18 protein-coding genes are annotated in these 18,104 nt (G+C 74.4%); 9 read left to right on the top strand and 9 right to left on the bottom strand.

Annotated elements, in window-relative coordinates:
• Positions 1–192: 192 nt before the first annotated feature.
• Positions 193–1,215, top strand: a complete 1,023-nt coding sequence (locus tag AC068A_RS09845) for an alpha/beta fold hydrolase (RefSeq protein ID WP_478583183.1) — start codon at positions 193–195, stop codon at positions 1,213–1,215.
• Between the two features lie 79 nt (positions 1,216–1,294).
• Here the strand turns inward: AC068A_RS09845 and AC068A_RS09840 are convergent, their stop codons facing one another.
• Together AC068A_RS09840 and AC068A_RS09835 are read right to left on the bottom strand one after the other, a co-directional pair.
• On the bottom strand, positions 1,295–2,941 hold the full coding sequence (locus AC068A_RS09840) for an ABC transporter substrate-binding protein (protein WP_478583181.1): 1,647 nt from the start codon (positions 2,939–2,941) through the stop codon (positions 1,295–1,297).
• A gap of 57 nt (positions 2,942–2,998) precedes the next feature.
• Positions 2,999–5,194 carry a hypothetical protein gene (locus AC068A_RS09835; RefSeq protein ID WP_478583178.1) on the bottom strand — a complete coding sequence of 732 codons (2,196 nt, stop codon included), beginning with the start codon at positions 5,192–5,194 and terminating at the stop codon, positions 2,999–3,001.
• Positions 5,195–5,427: 233 nt separating this feature from the next.
• Between AC068A_RS09835 and AC068A_RS09830 the strand changes: the two genes are divergently transcribed.
• Both AC068A_RS09830 and AC068A_RS09825 read left to right on the top strand, forming a co-directional pair.
• Positions 5,428–5,781 (top strand): hypothetical protein, encoded by a 354-nt coding sequence (locus tag AC068A_RS09830; RefSeq protein ID WP_478583175.1) that lies wholly within the window; start codon positions 5,428–5,430, stop codon positions 5,779–5,781.
• Between the two features lie 78 nt (positions 5,782–5,859).
• Complete coding sequence (locus tag AC068A_RS09825; RefSeq protein ID WP_478583173.1) at positions 5,860–6,993, top strand: site-2 protease family protein; 1,134 nt, start codon at positions 5,860–5,862, stop codon at positions 6,991–6,993.
• Between the two features lie 74 nt (positions 6,994–7,067).
• Here the strand turns inward: AC068A_RS09825 and AC068A_RS09820 are convergent, their stop codons facing one another.
• Positions 7,068–7,808: a PP2C family protein-serine/threonine phosphatase gene (locus AC068A_RS09820; RefSeq protein WP_478583170.1), complete on the bottom strand. Its 741-nt coding sequence runs from the start codon at positions 7,806–7,808 to the stop codon at positions 7,068–7,070.
• An 81-nt stretch (positions 7,809–7,889) separates the two neighbouring features.
• Positions 7,890–8,723 (bottom strand): LysR family substrate-binding domain-containing protein, encoded by an 834-nt coding sequence (locus AC068A_RS09815; protein ID WP_478583167.1) that lies wholly within the window; start codon positions 8,721–8,723, stop codon positions 7,890–7,892.
• Positions 8,724–8,781: 58 nt separating this feature from the next.
• Here AC068A_RS09815 and AC068A_RS09810 point away from each other — a divergent pair, with 58 nt between their 5' ends.
• The 3 genes from AC068A_RS09810 (at position 8,782) to AC068A_RS09800 (ending at position 10,909) form a co-directional block, all read left to right on the top strand.
• The gene (locus tag AC068A_RS09810; protein WP_478583165.1) at positions 8,782–9,186 is read left to right on the top strand and encodes a DUF5997 family protein; all 405 of its coding nucleotides are present in this window, start codon (positions 8,782–8,784) and stop codon (positions 9,184–9,186) included.
• A gap of 161 nt (positions 9,187–9,347) precedes the next feature.
• Complete coding sequence (locus AC068A_RS09805) at positions 9,348–10,040, top strand: LamG domain-containing protein (protein ID WP_478583283.1); 693 nt, start codon at positions 9,348–9,350, stop codon at positions 10,038–10,040.
• A gap of 203 nt (positions 10,041–10,243) precedes the next feature.
• Positions 10,244–10,909 (top strand): HAD family acid phosphatase, encoded by a 666-nt coding sequence (locus AC068A_RS09800; RefSeq protein WP_478583163.1) that lies wholly within the window; start codon positions 10,244–10,246, stop codon positions 10,907–10,909.
• Positions 10,910–10,977: 68 nt separating this feature from the next.
• On the opposite strand, the gene AC068A_RS09795 is transcribed toward AC068A_RS09800, so the two are convergent.
• Positions 10,978–11,871 carry an alpha/beta fold hydrolase gene (locus tag AC068A_RS09795; protein ID WP_478583162.1) on the bottom strand — a complete coding sequence of 298 codons (894 nt, stop codon included), beginning with the start codon at positions 11,869–11,871 and terminating at the stop codon, positions 10,978–10,980.
• A complete protein-coding gene (locus AC068A_RS09790) occupies positions 11,868–12,488 on the bottom strand; it encodes a TetR-like C-terminal domain-containing protein (RefSeq protein ID WP_478583160.1) in 621 nt (206 codons plus the stop codon). Before AC068A_RS09790 ends, AC068A_RS09795 begins: the two co-directional genes overlap by 4 nt.
• A 172-nt stretch (positions 12,489–12,660) precedes the next feature.
• On the opposite strand from AC068A_RS09790, the gene AC068A_RS09785 reads away from it, so the two are divergent.
• The gene (locus tag AC068A_RS09785; protein ID WP_478583158.1) at positions 12,661–12,852 is read left to right on the top strand and encodes a DUF6126 family protein; all 192 of its coding nucleotides are present in this window, start codon (positions 12,661–12,663) and stop codon (positions 12,850–12,852) included.
• A 450-nt stretch (positions 12,853–13,302) separates the two neighbouring features.
• Here the strand turns inward: AC068A_RS09785 and AC068A_RS09780 are convergent, their stop codons facing one another.
• Positions 13,303–14,319, bottom strand: coding sequence for a helix-turn-helix transcriptional regulator (locus AC068A_RS09780; RefSeq protein ID WP_478583156.1), 1,017 nt, complete (start codon positions 14,317–14,319; stop codon positions 13,303–13,305).
• A 92-nt stretch (positions 14,320–14,411) separates the two neighbouring features.
• On the opposite strand from AC068A_RS09780, the gene AC068A_RS09775 reads away from it, so the two are divergent.
• Both AC068A_RS09775 and AC068A_RS09770 read left to right on the top strand, forming a co-directional pair.
• A complete protein-coding gene (locus tag AC068A_RS09775) occupies positions 14,412–15,125 on the top strand; it encodes an NADPH-dependent F420 reductase (protein WP_478583155.1) in 714 nt (237 codons plus the stop codon).
• Positions 15,122–16,339, top strand: coding sequence for a winged helix DNA-binding domain-containing protein (locus tag AC068A_RS09770; RefSeq protein ID WP_478583152.1), 1,218 nt, complete (start codon positions 15,122–15,124; stop codon positions 16,337–16,339). Before AC068A_RS09775 ends, AC068A_RS09770 begins: the two co-directional genes overlap by 4 nt.
• Positions 16,340–16,389: 50 nt before the next feature.
• Here AC068A_RS09770 and AC068A_RS09765 read toward each other — a convergent pair whose 3' ends face one another.
• Together AC068A_RS09765 and AC068A_RS09760 are read right to left on the bottom strand one after the other, a co-directional pair.
• Positions 16,390–16,947 carry a TetR/AcrR family transcriptional regulator gene (locus AC068A_RS09765; protein WP_478583151.1) on the bottom strand — a complete coding sequence of 186 codons (558 nt, stop codon included), beginning with the start codon at positions 16,945–16,947 and terminating at the stop codon, positions 16,390–16,392.
• Between the two features lie 171 nt (positions 16,948–17,118).
• Positions 17,119–18,039 carry a LysR family transcriptional regulator gene (locus tag AC068A_RS09760; RefSeq protein WP_478583149.1) on the bottom strand — a complete coding sequence of 307 codons (921 nt, stop codon included), beginning with the start codon at positions 18,037–18,039 and terminating at the stop codon, positions 17,119–17,121.
• Between the last annotated feature and the right edge of the window lie 65 nt (positions 18,040–18,104).

Here is an 18,104-nt window from a genome sequence, read left to right as displayed (position 1 = left end):
GCGATCGTCGGCGACGGGCGCCCGCCGCCCGGTGAGACGTACGGGCGGTGTCACTCATACGGGAAGGCCCGCACCTCCACCTGGGGGAGGTTCTCGACCGAGGTGGCGGTTGGCGCGCATCACCCCTGGATTCACGCTGGTTGGCCGGATATCGCCCGTGCTGTGGCGTTACCCGGGCGTACTGTCGGCCATATGAGTGACATGAGCGAAGCGAGTGAAACCAGTGACATAACCGGTGTGGCGTCGGCGGGCGGCAGCGGCGGACGGTCCCGCCGCACCGTCCTGAGGGCCGCCGTGGCCGGAGCCGGCGCCGTCGCAGCGGTGGCCGCGGGGGCGACTGCCGCCGAGGCCGCCTCCCGGCCCGCCCGCCCGGCCACCTTCGTCCTGGTCCACGGCTCCGGCAGCAACTCCTACGGCCTGGCCACGGTGGTGGCCGAGCTGGGGCTGCGCGGACACCGCGCGGTGGCGGTCGACCTGCCCGGGCACGGCTCCGGCGCCTACTTCCCGCTCTCCTACCAGTCGCCGCAGGACCTGGAGCGGCTGCGCACGGAGCCCTCGCCGCTGGGCAAGGTGACGCTGAAGGACAACGCCGACCACGTGGAGGCGGTGGTACGGCGGGCCCGGCGCAACGGCCCGGTGGTCCTGGTGGGCCAGAGCCTGGGCGGGGCGACCGTCAACGCGGTGGCCAACCGGATTCCCGAGCTGATCGACCACCTGGTCTACGCCTCGGCGTTCTGCCCCGCGCAGCGGAAGTCGGTGCTGGAGCTGATGACCACCCCGGAGGCGGCCACCAGCATGCTGTTCCGGATGACCGGCGTGCCCACCCCGCCGGAACTGGGCGTCAACCGGGTCAACTGGCGCTCCAACGACCCGAAGTTCTTCGCCGCCTGCAAGGAGGCGCTGGGCGCCGACTACACCGACGCCGAGGTCCGGGCGCTGATGAACACCCTGGAACCGGACGAGGCGGCCGCGATCTCGGTCTCCGACGCGCGCGGCCTGCCGGAGCGCTGGGGGCGGATCCCGCGCACGTTCCTGAAGTTCACCGAGGACCGGGCGATCCCGCCGGCGCTCCAGGACCTGATGATCCGGGAGGCGGACGAGCTGACCCCGGGCAACCGCTTCCGCGTACGCCCCCTCGCCGCCCCGCACGCCGGGCCGCGCGACCCGGCGGTCCTCGCGGGCGAACTGGAGCAGGTGGCCCGGCTCTGCCGCTGAGCCGGGCGCCGGCGCCGGCAGGGGACCGGCCCCCGTCGGCGCGCGTGCGTCGGCGGGGGCCGGCCGGGATCAGGGGGAGTCAGCAGCCCGGGGCCCCCGTACCGCCGCGCTGCGGCAGGCTCAGGTTGGGCGCGGAGCTCGGCCAGGTCAGGGCGGCCGTCCTCGTCGTCCCGTCCGCGTTGATCCGGACGATGGGGATCGGCTTGCCGACGGGGTTCCCGTCGGCACCGAACGACAGCCACCCGCTGGCTCCGGGCAGCATCTGCGCGCAGTAGAACTGGTGCAGGATGCCGGTCAGCAGGCCCGGGTTCTTCACGCCCGCCCCCTCGTGCCGGGCCGCGCTGATCCCGGCGACCACGGCGTCGTGCGTGAGCATCGCCTGCCCGCTGGCGAGGCTCGCGGGGTCGAAGGACAGCGGCGGCTGCGCGCCCTGCGTGGTGGCCAGGGGCTGCTTCGTGCACGGGTCGGGATGTCCGGTGAACGCCGACCAGAACTGGTCGTAGTTGCGCTTGGCATCCGTCCCGGGGCACTCGGTCCCCCACTCCTCCGGGCTGGCCAGCGCCGTGAACGCCACGGTGACCCGGCCCGAGGCGATGCCCTTGAGGACGACGTCGTCGCGGATGGCCTCCGAGGCGTCGTCGCCGACCAGGATGTGCAACTGCCCGATGCCGCAGGGCGCTCCCTGCACCCAGGTCTGGACGAAGGCCCCCAGGTCGCGGCCGCGGCCGGCGAAGTACACGGCGGACGGGGCGGCCTGGCACAGGTTGGCGTGCATCAGGCTGAACTGCTGCACCAGGTAGTCGTAGCGGCCCGCGCCGCTGGGGATGTCGCGGGGCGAGGTGTACGGCAGCACGGTCACCGTGCGGTCCGGGGCCTGGAAGCGGACCTTGGCCTCGGCCGCCAGTGTGGCCGTGTAGTCGTCGCCGTCGACGCCGTCGGCGACCACGGCCATCGAGGTGACCGCCGGCTTCAGCCCCGACACGTACTGGTTGGCCGCGATGACCGTGTCCGTGTTGGTCGGCGAGACGCGGAACATGTCGGGGATCAGCTTCTTGCCCGCCGGGTCCGCGGGGTCCAGGTTCATCGAGTTGCCGGTGACCGTGGAGCCGATGACGGGGATGTGCAGCCGGCTCGAGATGGCCGCGGCGGCCTGCCGGGTCTGCTCGGTGGACTGGCCGAGGCCGACGACCGCCGAGATGCGCTCGGACCCGGCGTACTGCTTGACGCTGTCCACCGCCCGCTGCCAGGACCCGTACCGGCTGCCCATATTGGCCAGATGGAGCTTGACGCCGGGCCTGCTGCCGTACGCGGCCGTGTTGTTCGCCCGCCACACGGCGGTGAGGGCGCCCTCGATGTTGTGGTACAGCGACTCGTGGGTCAGCGTGTCCACGTCGTGGACGGGCGACAGGTTGAGCATGAGCACGACGCTGGTGGACTCCCCCGTCACCGCGTCGTTGGCGGCGCGTATCTGCTTCTGGAGCGCGCGCATGCGGTCCGGATCGTCCTTCGTGAACGGCTTGCCCTCGAGGTTCAACCCGACGCAGGCCAGGGGCTCTCCGGCGGCGGTCATCCCCTTCCCGCACGACAGCTCCGGCGGGAAGAGGATGCGGTACGCCTCCCTGCCGCCCACGACGGCTCCGGCCAGGACGAGAAGGACGACGACCACCGACACCACCGGATGGCGGCGCCACCGGAGGAACCGGGGAATGCGTACACCTGCGGGCATGAAGGACTCCTACTCGTCTGGCGGTGCGCACGGCCACGCCGGGCGTGCTCGGAAGGGTCAGGCGAAGCGGGCGCCGGCCTGCTGGAGGGCGCTGACGTCGAGCAGACGGGAGTTGTGCGCCAGGCGCTCGAAGCCCTCTTCGATCTGGGCGTCCCATCGCCGGCTGCGCTCGGTGAGCGGGTCGTTGTACAGCCACAGCAGGGCCAGGAGCTTTGCGGTGGCCACCGAGACGACGTCCCGGCCGGTCTGTTCGATCCCGGCGAGGAGGAGTGCGTACGCCTCCTGCGCGGACTGCTGGTGGACGAGGCGGCAGGGCGCCGACGCGAGGTAGTCGAGGAGCCGCACCCAGGCGCGGTGGTCGCGGTCGAACCGCTGGGCGAGCGCTTCGGCGACCGGGGGGAAGTCGCCCAGGGCCAGGGCGTAGAAGAGCTGTTGTTCGTCGCGGGCGACGGCCGAGCCGTTGTGGGCGGAGGTCAGGGAGGCCAGGGCCTGGGCCTGCCGGGTGAACACCTCGCGCCACGGGTCGGCCGTGGCGTCCCGGCCCGGTCCGGCCGGCGCGGCGGCGGGGGCCTGCGCGGGGGCGGGCGCGGGGGCGGGCGCGGCGGCCAGGGCGGTGAGCGCGCAGCGGCCCAGCCAGGGGTGCAGGACGGGGGGCCGGTCGGCCTCGCCCCAGCCGACCTCCCGGATGAGGGAGGGGCGGTGGAAGAAGGTGCTGACCCACAGGTTGCGGCGCAGCAGCTCCAGGCTGCGCGGCAGGTCCGCTATCTCGGGCGGCACGCGGGGGTCGTCGGCGGTCCGCATGTCCGCGAGGTAGGCCGCGGCGAGCACGACGGGCGGCGTGCCGGTCCACTGCCGGCCGGGCGCGGCGAGCCCCTCGGGGAGGCTGCTCTCCAGGGCCCGCGACCACAGGGGTCTTCCGCTCGCGTCGACGGCGGCGGGCAGGGGTCTGTCCCGTTCGGCGGTGTCGGCGTCGGGCGGTGCGGAGGCGCGCTGGTCCTGAAGGGTGAGGGCGGCTCCCCAGTGGCCGCCGGTGAGGGCGTGGGCGACGGACGCGGGGACGGGCGCGGCCAGGGAGCCCCCGCCGTCGGCGACGTCCGCGACGCGCTCCTCGGACATCGGGTCGAGCCAGACCGGGTACCAGTAGTGGGCCGCGGAGAGGGGGTCGGGTCCGCCGCCCGGCTCGTCCTGCCGGGTCCACCCGGCGCGGGTGGCGCGGGATAACAGGGGGATGCGGCGCTGCGGGCTCTCCGGCAGCGGGGTGGTGCGCCAGGGCTCGCACCAGCGGGTGGTCCACTCCGGCTGCCACTGGTCGCAGGCGGCGAGGACGACGAGGGGGTCCGCGGCGCCGAACGGTGCCGGCGCGTGCTGCTCGTTGCGGATCCGGGCGGCGACGAGGGCGGTGAGGAAGTGGCGGCCGGCCGGGGTCTGGGCTCCGTCGACGAACAGTACCCAGGCGTGGTCGTGCCGGCCGCGGGCGGGCTCGGACGCGGGGATCTCGCAGGAGCAGGCGGAGCGCAGGGCCGGGTGCCGCTCCGCCTGGTCCTTGGCGTCGGCGAGGAAGGCCGCGAGCAGGGGTGCGACGGCCGCCGACCGGGAGGCGGAGCTGAGCCTGATCAGGGCGTCCACGGAGCCGGCGGCCTCCGCCTCGGGGATGCCGACGTGCCAGCGCAGTGCGTCGCGCAGGCCCCAGCGGGCGGTGCTCTGGAGCAGCGAACCGATCACGGGCCGGGCTCCGTCCCGTACCGCGCCGGCCACCTCGCGGGGGCCTTGGACGAGCGGGCTGAGCGCGCCGGTGACCACCACGTCCATGGTGGCGTCCACGGCGCCTTCCAGGCGGGAGGCGAACCGGCCGCGGCGGGTGTTGCGCGTGTAGTGCCGGATCAGGTCGCGGATCTGGTCCGTGGCGCGGGCGCGGTCGGGTTCCAGGTCCTCGTTGAGCGCGAGCAGTCCGAGGGCGAAGCGGTGGAACACCGGGCTGCGGCGCAACGTGTCCCATCCGCGCATCATCTGGAACGCGACGAGGGCGGCCGCGGACACCGGGTCCAGCGGGGTCTCGTTGAAGTCGAGGTGGGCGTGGACCACCGTCGATCCGCACCCCTGGGACAGGGAGCGCAGCACGCTGGACTTGCCGGACCGGCGCGGCCCGAGCAGGGCCACCACGGGCTGCCGCTGGCCCGGGTAGCGCCAGATCATGTGCCGCAGGAACGCGTCCGTCCCCTCCGCATGGCCGAGCTCCGCCGTTGCGCTCATCATGCCCCGCCCCCCGACTGATCGATATGCGCACACCGAACGACACGGAAGGTAACACCGGGAGGACGAGGAGCGACGGTGATACCGCGGATCCGTTGCGCTGCTGGGGCCGTCCTGTTGCGGATCTTCGGCCGATATCCTGCAACCGCGCCGCCCGGGCAGGATCCGGGCGGCGGAAGGAAACGTGACACACGCGATGTTCCGGGCCGCCGCGCGCGGCCGGAGAGGGAGCCCCGATGGACGTGCAGCACTTCGAGCGGATCACCGCCTTCATCGAGGCGCGGCTCACCCCGCTGTTCGACGAGGCGACCGGCAGCGAGCGCGGCTTCGCGATGGACGACACCTCCCGCGCGCTGCGGGCCCTGCGCAACGCGGTGCTGGAGGCCTCGGCGGTCAAGGGGCTGCTGGAGAAGCGGCCCACGGCCGACGCGGCCCTGGGCCGGGTCATCGACCAGTCGGTGGAGCACCACTGGGACGTGCTGCGCGGCATCGCCCGGCAGTGGGAGGACCACGCCGACTTCCTGAGGGAGTTCAAGCGCCACGCGTGGGAGCTGGAGGCCGCGCCGGCCGCCGTCGCCGCGGAGGGCTGAGCCGAGGGGAGGCGGCGCCCGCACACCCCGGGGTGACAATGGGGGTGTGGTCCGGCCTCCGAGGGGCAGGAGACGACGATGAACGGCTCGGTCCCCATCGGGCGGGTGGTCGGAGTGCCCCTGCGGATGCACTGGAGCGTTCCGCTGCTGGTGGTGCTGTTCGCGTACGGGCTCGGCCGCCAGACCCTGCCCGCGTGGACGCCGGGGCAGTCCCGCACCGTCTACACCGTCGCCGCGGCGGTCGGCGCGCTGCTGCTCATGGGCAGTCTGCTGCTGCACGAGACCGCGCACGCGGCGACCGCCCGCAGGAAGAACATCTCCGTGGAGGACGTGACCCTGTGGGCGCTGGGCGGGATGACCCGGATGGGGCGGCCGCAGAGCGCCGGGGTGGCCTTCGCGGTGGCGGTCAGCGGGCCGGTCGCCAGCCTCGTGGTCGGGGGCCTCACGCTCGGTGCGGGGTTCGGGCTGCACACGCTGACCGGCTGGGCGGTACCCGCGGCCGTCCTGGTGTGGCTGGGCTGGACGAACCTGTTCCTCGGGGTGTTCAACCTGCTGCCGGCCGCACCGCTCGACGGCGGGCGGGTACTCCAGGCACTGCTGTGGTGGCGCACCGGCGACCGGGAGCGGGCGGAGCGCACGGCCTCGCGCAGCGGGCAGGTCTTCGGCGTGCTGCTGGCCGTCTTCGGCTGGATCTCCTTCCTGCGCGGCTCCCCCGGCGGGCTGTGGCTGGTCCTCGTGGGCCTGTTCATGGCGGTCGTCGCGGGCGCCGAACGGCGCACGTCGGAGCTGCGCGTGGCCCTGGAGGGGGTGCGGGTGGCCGACGCCATGTCGGCGCCGGTGGTCACCGGGGCGGACTGGCTCGCCGTGTCGCGGTTCATCGACGAGGTGGCCCTGGACGCGCGGCACTCGGTGCTGCCCGTGCTCGACTTCGACGGCCGGCCGAGCGGGATCGTGCACATGGGCCGGCTGGCCTCGGTCCCCGCCGCGCAGCGGGAGGAACTGCGGGTCCGCGACGTGGCGACCCCGCGGGACCGGTGCGCGGTGGCCGCACCGGACGATCTGCTGGCAGAGGCGCTGGAAGCGCTGCGCCCGGGTGCCGGGCTGCCGATCCTGGTGCTGGACGGGGAGCGGCTGGTGGGGATCGTGACGGCGGCGGACATCTCCCGGATGCTGCGCCGGCACACACTGGGTGGGGGCCGGCCTCAGGGCTGAGCCGGAGCGGCGCTGCTGCCGGGCCGGGACGGCGTGCTGCGGCTCCTCGCCGCTCGTGACGGCTCCCGCCGTCGCTACTCGCCGACCCGCAGGAGCGCGAGGGTGATGTTGTCGGGGCCGCCCGCCTCGATCGCGGCCCGCCACAGCTCGTAGGCGGCCTTGCCGTCGTCGTGCACCCGCAGCAGCTCGCCGAGCTCCTCCTCCGGCACGGCGTCGGTCAGCCCGTCGGAGCACACCAGGTAGCGGGCCCCCGCGGCGACGGGCCGCGTCGAGACGTGGGGCGTGATGCCGGTGCTGTGGCGGGCGCCGCCGATGGCCTGCGTGAGCAGGGACGTCGTACGCTGCCCGGGCGCCAGGGGCGGGTTGTCGTCCACGCTCACCTGGCGCAGCCCGTCCTGCGTCGCGTCGAGGACCCGGCTGTCGCCGACGTTGAAGGAGATCAGCGACTCGCCGAGGACGACGGCCCCGGCGACCGTGGTGCCCATGGTGGCCAGCCCGGGGTCGCTGTCGGCGGCCGCGTACACCGCCTGGTCGCACATCGCCAGCGCCTCCCGGACGGCGCCCTCGCTGGCCAGGACGGGCCCGAGCGCCGCGAGTTGGCGTACGACCAGTGCGCTGGCCACCTCGCCGGCCGGCTGCCCGCCGATGCCGTCGGCGACCGCGACGACGAGGGGTTCGCCGAGGGGGAAGACGAAGGTCTGCGGGTTGCGGGTCACGGTGGCGCAGAGCGTCCACGGTCCGACGACGAGGCTGTCCTCGTTGTGGTCCCGTATCAGCCCGGCATGGCTCAGCGCGCTCACGGCTATGTACGGCATCGCACCACCATTGTCACGCCGCGGGCCCGCGGCCGCCCGGGGCCGCGGGACGGCCCTCGTGCGACCCGGCGCCGGGGCCGCTCAGGGGCGGCGGCGGGGCTTGCCGCCCTTGGCGCCCTTGCCGGTGCCGGCGCCCTTGCCGCCCTTGGCAGTGCGGGCGCCCTTGGCGCCGCCGGCGCCGGCGGACCCGCCGCGCGGGTTCTTCCCCGCGGCCGGGCGGCCCGCCGCGGAGCCGCGCCCGCCGCCCTTCGCCTCGCCGCGGCCCCGCTGCTTCGGCTGTGCCGCGGCCGGCTGCGGGCCGCGGGTGCTGTTGACCGTACGGCCGCGGACGATCCCGATGAAGTGCTCGACCAGGTCGGTGGTCTCGTCCTCGAGCCAGGAGAGCGCGACCCGGGACGCGGGGGCGTCGGCGACCGGCCGGTAGGTCAGGTCCCGGCGGTGGTGCAGGCGGGCCAGGGACTGCGGGACGACGAGGACGCCGATGCCGGCCGCGACCAGTTCGACGGCGTCGGCGGTCGTCGCCGGGCGCTCGAACGCGGGACGCCCGGGAGGGGTCTCCCAGCCGAGGGTGTCGTCGAGGGGGTGCAGCACGATCTCGTCGGCCAGGTCCTCGACGGTCACCTCGTCGACGGCGGCCACGAGGTGGTCCTTGGGGACGACGACCACGGTGGTCTCGGTGTACAGGGGGATGGCGGACAGGCCCGTGCGGTCCATCGGCAGCCGCACCAGGCCCGCGTCCGCGCCGCGGTCACGCAGGGTGTCCGGCGCCTCGGCGGCGGACACCTGGAGGAGGGTCAGCGGAACGTCGGGCAGGCGCTCGTTCCAGATCCGCACCCACTTGCCGGGGGTCACACCGGGGACGTACGCGAGCCGGAACGGGGAAGAGAGCGGGGGTTGTGCTTCCGAGCCTGTCACCCGGCCAGGTTACCGGGCGTGGTCAGGAGTAGCGCACACGCTCGATATTCTTGTCGTCATGACGTCGCACAAGACCGCCCAGACCATGAAGCCCGCCACCGCGGCGAAGAAGCTGGGTGTGTACCTCGAAGCCACCCCCGCCGAGTTCCGGGAGGGTGTCGTCTCCCGCAGCGAGCTGAACGCGCTGCAGGCCGATCCGCCCCAGTGGCTTCAGGAGCTGCGACGCAACGGCCCGCACCCGCGTCCGGTGGTCGCGGCCCGGCTCGGCGTCTCCATCGCCGGCCTCGCCCGCGGCGGGGTCACCGAGGCCCTCACGACCGAGCAGATCGACGCGATCAAGCAGGAGAACCCGGAGTGGCTCCGAAAGGAGCGCGCCACGCAGGCCGACGTCCGCAAGGAAGCGGCCCGCATCAAGCAGCGGAACGCGGAGCGCGCGGCGGCCCGGGAGCAGTCCGGGGCCTGACCCCGTACGCCCCACCCGCACCGCATTCGCACCGCACTCGCTCCGCACCGACACCGAGTGCGCCGGAGCAGGCCCGGCGCACCGGTGCGCATCCCCCGTTCAAGGGCCGTTCCGCCACCGGCCCCGGCGTGGCCCGCCCGCGCTCCGGGCAGGCCTTCCGTGTGATCTCGCAACTCCTCGCACCGTTCCGCCGAACCGCTGCGGCCACACCCGTGTTCACGGCCGACTTCAGCTCGGCGGCCCAGTGGGTCGCCGGACGGTCCTGGGCCTATCCCAACGGCGGCCCCGTCAACCCCGGCGACAACAAACTCGACTACCTCACCGCCGATCCGGCGTACAGCCGCAGCGGCACCTTCCGCGCCACCCGCCGCCCGGACGGCACGTGGGATGCCGGCCTGCTGACCACCGAGGGCAGCCAGGAGGGCTTCCTGCTGCGCGCGGAGGACGTACTGGAGGCCCGCGTCCGGCTCCCGGAGGAGACGGGCGCCTGGCCGGCGATCTGGACCTGGCGGGACGGCGGCCAGGAGGTCGACGTCTTCGAGTACCACCCCGACAACCCCGACCTGCTGGAGCTGTCCAACCACGTGCGCGGCGGCGGCTCGCACTATTACCGCAACCCGGCCGTGGAGCCGGGCGGGCGGGTGGACCTCAAAGTGAGGTTCGGCACCCGGTCGGTCGCCTGGTGGGTCAACGGCACCCCCGTGTACGCCGACCGCAGCGGCGTCGGCCGGCACTGGCGGGCGTACATCATCGTGAACCTGTCCGTGTGCGCCGGCCGCTCCCACCCCGCACCCGAACCGGGGGTGACCGAGATGTCGTACGAGGTCTCGGACCTCCGCGTCTACCGCTCCTAGCGGCACGCCGGACACATCACCGGCACCACCCTCCCCTTGGACGGCGGCTGGACGGCGACCTGGCGGATCACCTTCGGTTTCGGAAGGACGAGCGTTCACCTCTTGGGCGGAAGAAATTTCCTACCGACCAGTAGACATGGCACGTGATCTTGCCGATTCTGGCCGCGTACATGCCAAATCCCCGCCACGAGGAGCGCCCCCACATGCGCAGCACCCGTACCCGTACCCGCACCCGTATCCGTACCCTCGGCAGCGCGACCGGCACGGCAGCGGCCACCGCCGTCCTGCTGCTGGCCCCCGCCGGCACCTCCCAGGCGGCCCCGGCCGCCGCGACGGCGTCCGCGCCGGGCGGCAACGCGGCCATCCTGGGCATCGACTACGGAACCTGGAAGCGCGATGTCGCCGCCGTGATGGCCACGGCCCGCCCGTACGTCGAGCAGCGCATCGCGCAGACGCCGGCCGGCGAGAAGACCGCGATCGTCCTCGACATCGACAACTCCTCGCTGGAGACGGACTTCCACTGGTTCTGGACGTTCCCGACCCCGGCGATCTCCGAGGTCCGCGACCTGACCCGGTACGCCAACGAGCGCGGCGTCGCCGTCTTCTTCGTCACCGCCCGGCCCGGGATCATCGGCTCCCTCACGGAGCACAACCTCCGGTCGGTCGGCTACCCGGTGTCCGGGCTGTACGTGCGCGACCTGCCCGACCTGTTCGACGAGGTCAGCACGTACAAGACGGAAAAGCGCGCCGAGATCGAGGCTCGCGGCTACAAGATCATCGCCAACATCGGCAACAAGCAGAGCGACCTGGTCGGCGGCCACGCCGAGCGCACCTTCAAGCTGCCGGACTACAACGGCAAGCTCTCCTGACACCGACACCCCCGGCCCGGGTGTGCACACCGCCACACCCGGGCCGGCCAGGCCCGGGTGTGGCGGAGTCAGCGCAGCAGCGGGGCGAGGTGCCCGGCGAAGTCATGGGGCTGCTCGACCGCTGCAAGGTGCCCGCCGGGGAACTCGGCCGGCGCGTCGATGCCCAGCAGCTCCACGAGCCGGGCGGCCGGTCCGTACAGCGGCTCCAGGTCGCGGGAGTCCCGGCCGGCCGCCAGGACGAGCTTGCCGGCGGCGCGGCGCAGGGCCGGCACGTCCGGCGCGGACGAGGAGAGCGGGCACAGCACGTGCTCCAGGAACGCCGGCGTGTTGGCGTACATCCGCTCGGCCATCTCCCTGAGGTCCGGGGGCAGTTCACCGCCGCGGCCGCCGTCGCCGTCGCCGTGGCTGTGGCTGTGGCCGTCGTGGTCACCGCGGCCGCCGCCATCGTCGGACCGGCCCCCTGCGAGGCCTGAACCGAACCGGGCCATGGCCGGGCCGGGGCCCTGGGTCCGGGATATCTCGCGGACCTCGGCGAACAGCGCCCGGTGCGGGGCCGGGTCCTCCAGCAGCTCCAGCAGCGGCGGCTCGTGCGCGACGAGCCGGCGCACCCGGTCGGGGTGGCGGGCCAGCAGGTCCAGCGCGGTGATCGCGCCGGAGCTGCATCCCATGACGAACGCCTCGTCGTGCGGCGCGAGATGGTCGAGCAGGCGGCGGGCGTCGTCGCTCCAGACCCGCACCTCCTGGTCGGCGAGCGGCCCGTCGAGCCGGCTGCGGGACATGCACCGCTGGTCGTACGACACCACGGTGTACCGGTCGGCCAGTTCCGCGGCCAGGGTCCGGTACATGCCGGCGTCCCCCGCGCCGCCGGGGATCAGCAGCAGGAGCGGTCCGCTGCCGCGCATCTCGTAGTACAGGGTGGCGCCGGGCACGGCGAGCGTCGCGGCGGTGGGCGTGTGCGTCATGTGTTCCCCTGCTCCTCTTCCTCGTCCTTCTGCATCTCCTGCCGCCCGTCCTGCCCCGGCCAGCTCTCCAGCAGCACGTGGAGGGCCTCCAGCGAGCGCGCCCAGGACTCCCCCACCGGGCGGGCATGGCCGAAGCCGCCCGAGAGCTCCAGGTGGATGTAGCCGTGGAAGGTGCTGCGCAGCAGGCGGCCGGCGTCGGTGAGGTCCGGCTCGCGCAGGCCGTAGGCGCGCAGCATGCCGTAGGTCAGCTCGACGTTGCGCCGGAAGCCGGCGGAGTCGCCGACCTCCTCCGGCGTGAGCCGCATCTGCGTGGCCGCGTACCGGCCGGGGTGGGCAAGCGCGTAGTCGCGGTAGGCGTCGGCGAAGGCGAGGAGGGCGTCCCGGCCGGCCCGGCCCGCCACGGCCGCGGCGATGCGCTCGGCCATCTCGTCGGAGGCGAGGAGGGCGATGCGCACGCGCAGCTCCCGCAGGTTGCGCACGTGCGAGTACAGGCTGGCGTCCTTGACCCCGAAGTGCCGCGCGAGCGCCGACACCGTGACCTTCTCCAGGCCGGCCTCGTCGGCCATGGCCGCGGCTGCTTCCGTCAGCCGGACGACGGTGATCCCGGCACGGACCATGCCCCGTCCACCTGCCTTCCCTTTCCCCGCGCCCCCACTTCCTAGAGGCTCTAGGTTTGACCCTAGCAGAACTAGGCAGATGTTGATCCACGCCTGCCGGCCGGTGGCGCGGGGCGGCTAGACTTGCCGGGTTCTGAATCGACCACAGGGGAAGCGGGCACCGGGAGCCGTGATGGAGCAGCAGGAGCGTGCGGACGGCGGCGGCCGCGGGCCCGCGGGCGGCCAGGCCGACGCCGAGGCCGGCTACGAGCGGTGGAAGGGGAAGGGTGTCGCGCTGCGCGCCTTCTTCTACATCGCCGGCACGCACCTCTTCGCCGGCTTCATCTGGCTGCTGTTCACCCTCGGCGAGCACGCCCAGAAGTGACCCCCGGTCCCGGGCGCACGGGGTGAACGACCCGTCCCGCTCCCACGCTGCCTCGCCCCGGCGTCCAGCACCGGCCACAGCGGCGGCACGGGCAGCGGCTGCCCTCCAGGGCGAGCTCCGTCATCAGTTCGGCAGCAGCAGCGCGGCGTAGGTGGAGTCCAGCGCCGCCCGCACCTCGGCGGGGGCCGTGTTGATCGGCGGGGCCATGAACGCGGCCGCGCTGTCGCGCCCGTGCCGGCCGTCGGCGGTGCGCGGGGGGCCGAGCGGGGCGAAGGAGGCGGCGGCGAAGGCCCCGTCCCGGGGCCAGGAGTACTCCCACGGGGGCGACCAGGCCGCGGCGAAGGCCCCGTTGGGCTGGAGCAGGGCCCCGCATGGACAGCAGCGCGCGCTGCGCCACGTCCCGCCGCCAGGGCGAGGGCGGGACCGGCTGCGCCGTCCGGTCGGGCCGGCTCAGCCCGCGGCGCGCAGCAGGCGGTGGGCCGCGGCGCGCAGGTGTACGACGACCTCGGGGTCGGCATCGAGGTCATAGTCCGCGTCGAGGCCGGCCAGGGTCTGCGCGATCCGGGTCAGGGAGTCGTCGGAGGCGTCGACGCGGCAGGTCGCGGCATCCACGGGGCGGACGCGCGGGCCCAGGCCCCGGCTCCGGGCGCGGACCCGGTCGGCCGGGGCGCGGACGGTGGCGACGGCCCGGTGGCGGGTGGGGGCCGCGGACAGCCGGGCGGCGACGAACGCGGCAGGGTCGCCGCCGGGGACGGGCCGGGGTGCGGAGCGCCGGCCGGTGGGGGTGGCGTGGGTGATGCGGTCGAGGCGGAAGAGGCGCCAGTCGTCTCGGTCGGTGTCGTGGGCCAGGAGGTACCACAGGCCGCCGGAAGCGACCAGGTGGCAGGGCTCGACGCGACGGCGTACGGCACTCCGGTCCGCGGCGGCGCGGCCCTGCGGGGCGGCGCTCCCGTCGCCGGCGGCAGCCGTCCCGTACCGGGCGGTGTAGTCGAAGGCCACGATCTCGTGGTCGCGGCATGCGGTGGCGAGGACCGCCAGCAGGGCCGGGTCGACGCGCGGCCCGCGGTCCTCCCAGACGATGCCGGCCAGGGAGGTCTGGAGGGCGGCGGCCTGGCCGCGCAGCCGGCGCGGGAGGACCCGTTCGAGTTTGGCCAGGGCCCGCAGGGCGGTCTCCTCGATGCCGGTCAGGCCGCCGGCGGCGGTGCGCAGGGCCACGGCGATGGCGACGGCCTCGTCGTCGTCCAGGAGGAGGGGCGGCAGCTCTGCGCCGGCGGCGAGGCGGTAGCCGCCGGCGTGCCCGCGGGCGCTTTCCACCGGATAGCCCAGCTCGCGCAGCCGTTCCATGTCCCGGCGCACGGTGCGTACGGTCACCTCCAGCCGCTCGGCCAGGTCGGCTCCCGACCATTCCCGGCGGGTCTGGAGCAGGGAAAGCAGCCGCAGCATGCGCCCGGTCATCTCGCTCGTCATACGTTCCATCGTGCCCGAGTCAGAGGACACACCCTGTCCTGAAATCTCCCTACAGTGGATCCGGTCCGCGAGAGCAAATCGGAAGGTTTCCCATGAAAATTGCAGTTCTCGGTACCGGTGGGGGTGCTCGGGCACACATCGCGCGGCTCGCCGGGCTCGGGCACGAGGTCTTCGTCGGCACCCGGGACCCGCAGGCCACCCTGGCCCGGACCGAGCCCGACATGATGGGCAACCCGCCGTTCGGCACCTGGCTCGCCGAGCACCCCGGCGTCACGCTGCTGCCGTTCGGGGAGGCCGCGGCCGCCGCGGACGAGGTGGTCATCAACGGCATCGACGGGCGCAGCGCCGTCGCCGCGCTGTCGGCGATCTCCGGCCCCCTCGCCGGCAAGACGCTCATCGACTACGCCGTCCCGTACGTGTACAACCCGGACGTCGAACACCCGTGGCCCACGCCGTGGGGCGTGATGCCGAAGATGGAGCCCTGCGACACCGACAGCCTCGGCGAGCAGATCCAGCGGGCCCTGCCGCGGACCAAGGTCGTGAAGTCCTTCGTCACGCAGGAGCAGGCGACCGTGGTCGACCCGAAGGCGGTCGGCGGCGGGGCGCACACCATGTTCGTCGCCGGCGATCACGCCGCCGCCAAGCGGCAGGCCGTCGAGCTGCTGACGGCGTACGGCTGGGAGGACGTCCTCGACCTGGGGCCGCTGGTGTCCGCCCGCGGCATGGAGATGTACGCCACGCTGCACAGCGCCATCGGCTTCGCCCTGGGCTTCGGCACCCACTTCGGCATCAAGGTCGTCCGTTGAGCACCGCCCTGGCCGACCTGCCCCGTATCACCGCCGCCGAGCGGCGCGCCCGCCTGGTGCTCCGCCACCGCCTCGCCCCCTCCGTCCGGGAGGAGACCGCCGAGGCGGTGGCCGAGGCCCTGGTCGGCCTGCACGCCACCGACCCGGCCACCGTGTTCCTCGCCGCGGCCGCCCGGATGCGCGCCCCCACCGCCGCCGCCATCGACCGGTCCCTGTACGAGGCCGGGTCCGCGTGCGGGAGCCCGGCGCTGGAGCGCATACGCTGCATGCGCCGCACCATGTTCGTCGTACCGGCCGCGCTGGCCCCGGCCGTGCAGTCCGCGACCGCGGGGGCCGCCGCGGGCCGCCACCGCGCCGAGGCCGCCGCCCGGCTCCGCACGGAGCTCGGCTGGGACGAGCGGCGCTATGCGGCGGTGGAGCAGGAGGTCCTGGCGGCCTTCGCGGCGCGCGGCCGGGCGACCGCCGCCCAACTGGCCGCCGACGTGCCCGCGCTGCGCGAGCAGATCGTGGTCTCCCCCGGCAAGCCGTACGAGTCCCGGCAGCGGGCGGGCACGCCCGTCCTCGGGGTGCTCGCCGCCGAGGGCCGCATCCGGCGGACCCGGCCCGCCGGATCGTGGACCTCCGCGCAGTTCCACTGGGCGCCGGCCCGGCCGCTGCCGCAGCTGCCTGCGGCCGAGGCGAAGGCCGTGCTGGCCCGCCGCTACCTGAAGGCGTTCGGGCCGGTCATGCCGGAGGACCTGAAGTGGTGGACCGGCTGGACCGTCACCGACACCCGCAAGGCCCTCGCCGCCACCGGCGCCCAGGCCGTCGCCCTCGACGAGGGCACCGGATACCTCCTGCCCGAGGACCTGGAGCCGGACCCGGGCCCGGAGCCGACTGCCGCCGAGCCGGCGGCCGCCCTGCTGCCCGGCCTCGACCCGACGGCCATGGGCTGGCGGCGCCGCGACTGGTACCTCGACCCGGCGCACACCGCCGAGCTCTTCGACCGCAACGGCAACGTCGGCCCCACCGTGTGGTGGGCGGGCCGGATCATCGGCGCCTGGGCCCAGCGCGCTGACGGCCGGATCGTCCACCACCTGCTCACCGACCCCGGCCCCGCCGCACGCGCCGCCGTCCGGGCGGAGACCGAGCGACTGGCCGCGTTCCTCGACGGCACCCGGGTCACCCCCTGCTACCGCACCCCCCTCGAACGCCGCCTCGCCACGGGGCGGTGAGGGTGGATCCCCGAACACCGGCCGGCCGACCGGTCCACGAGCCGGCCGGCTTAGTCCAGGAGGCGGCGCCGGGCCAGCCGCATGACCTCCGCGCGGCTGCGGCCGCCGTGGTCGGCCGCGATGAAGTGGCTGCCGATGCGCAGCGAGAAGACGATCATGCAGCGCAGCTCCACCTCGTCCTCGTCGGGGCAGAAGGAGCGGAACAGGGAACGCAGGTACTCCATGCGCCGGTTGTCCGCGCGCTTCAACCGCCGGGCGACCTCCTCGTCACGCCGCGCCCAGTCGCGGATGGCCAGGTCGGCGGCGACGCTCGTCGCGGGGGCGTCGGCCGCCACGGCGATGGTGAACAGCTGGTCCAGCTTGGCCCTGGCGTCCCCGCCGGCGCTCTCGACGCGTTCGATCACCTTCTCGGTGACCTCCTCCTCCCACGCGTCGAGCATCTCGGCCAACAGCGCTTCCCGGTTGCGGAAGTAGCCGTAGAAGCCGCCCTTGGTGACCCCGAGGGCCTGGGCGAGCACCTCGATCCGGACGGCCTCCGGCCCGCCGGCGGCGAGGGCGCGCAGGCCCTCCTCGATCCACCTGCCGCGCGGCGTCCGCGTCGCGCCCATCCGTGTCTCCTCACCCTCGTCCGTGATGCGTACGCCATCGTATAGAGGACCGGCGGGACGGCCCCGGCCCACCGGCCGGGGCTCCGGGACGGTCATGCCCGGTCCGTCGGGCGGGATGTCTGCTACGACGGGTTGCGCAGGCACCGGGGCGGGCCGGTGCGGGGCGGTGCCTCACCGCGCGGCGGGGGCTGGCGGGGTGAGGCCGGCGGCCAGCTCTTCCACGAAGGCGGACAGGCGGGGCGGCTGCGGACCGGGGCGGGTGGCGACGTACCAGGTGCGGGTCAGGGGCTCGGGGCCCAGGGGGACGAGGGCGAGGCCGCGGGCAGCGGCGTGGGGGGCCGCCGCCCAGTTGGGGAGCACGGTGACGCCCTGTCCGCCGGCCACCAGCTCGACCAGCAGGTCGGTCATCACCGGCACGGTGCTGAGGCGCGCCGGGCGGGCGCCGTGCGGGAGGGGCAGCGGGATCGACGGGATGCGGTTCTGGTCGTACACGTCGTAGAGGAGGAGGTGGGCGTCCGCGAAGTCCTCCGCCGCGACATGGGGCTGTGCGGCCCACGGGTGCCCGGCGGGGACGACGGCCACCATCTCGTCGTCGAAGAGGCGGGTCAGGCTGACCCGGTCCATCTCCGGATCCGGCTTGGTGACCAGGGCGACGTCCACCCGGTCGGCCAGCAGCGCCGGGACGGGGGCGTCGCCGGGGACCTGCTCGATGCGGACCTCGGCGTCCGGGTGCCGCTCCCGGAGGGCCCGGAGCACCGGCGGCAGCCACTGGTAGGTGGTGCTGCACTGGGCGGTGAACCGGACGTACCGGTCCCGGCCGTCCCGCATCTCGCGCAGGTCGCGGCCGGCCGACTCCAGCTCCCCCAGCACGTGGCGGGCCGCCACCAGCAGCCGGCGGCCGGCCGCGTTCGGCACGAGGCGGCGGCCCCGGCGGTCGAAGAGCTGCATGCCCAGCCTGTCCTCGAGGCGGGTGAGCCGCTGGCTCAGGGCGGGCTGGCTCACGAACAGGCGCTCGGCGGCGGCCGTGAGGGTGCCCTCGGCGGCAGTGGCGGACAGCAGTTCCAGGTCGCGCAGGTCCATGTCCATCTTCATAACCGTGGATTATGGCAGGCTTCGATCTTCGTCGTGGTGTTATGGGCGGCGTACTCGTAGCTTCG

Source organism: Streptomyces sp. NPDC043854, from assembly GCF_056436005.1.
This window is presented reverse-complemented; position numbering and strand designations above follow the sequence as displayed.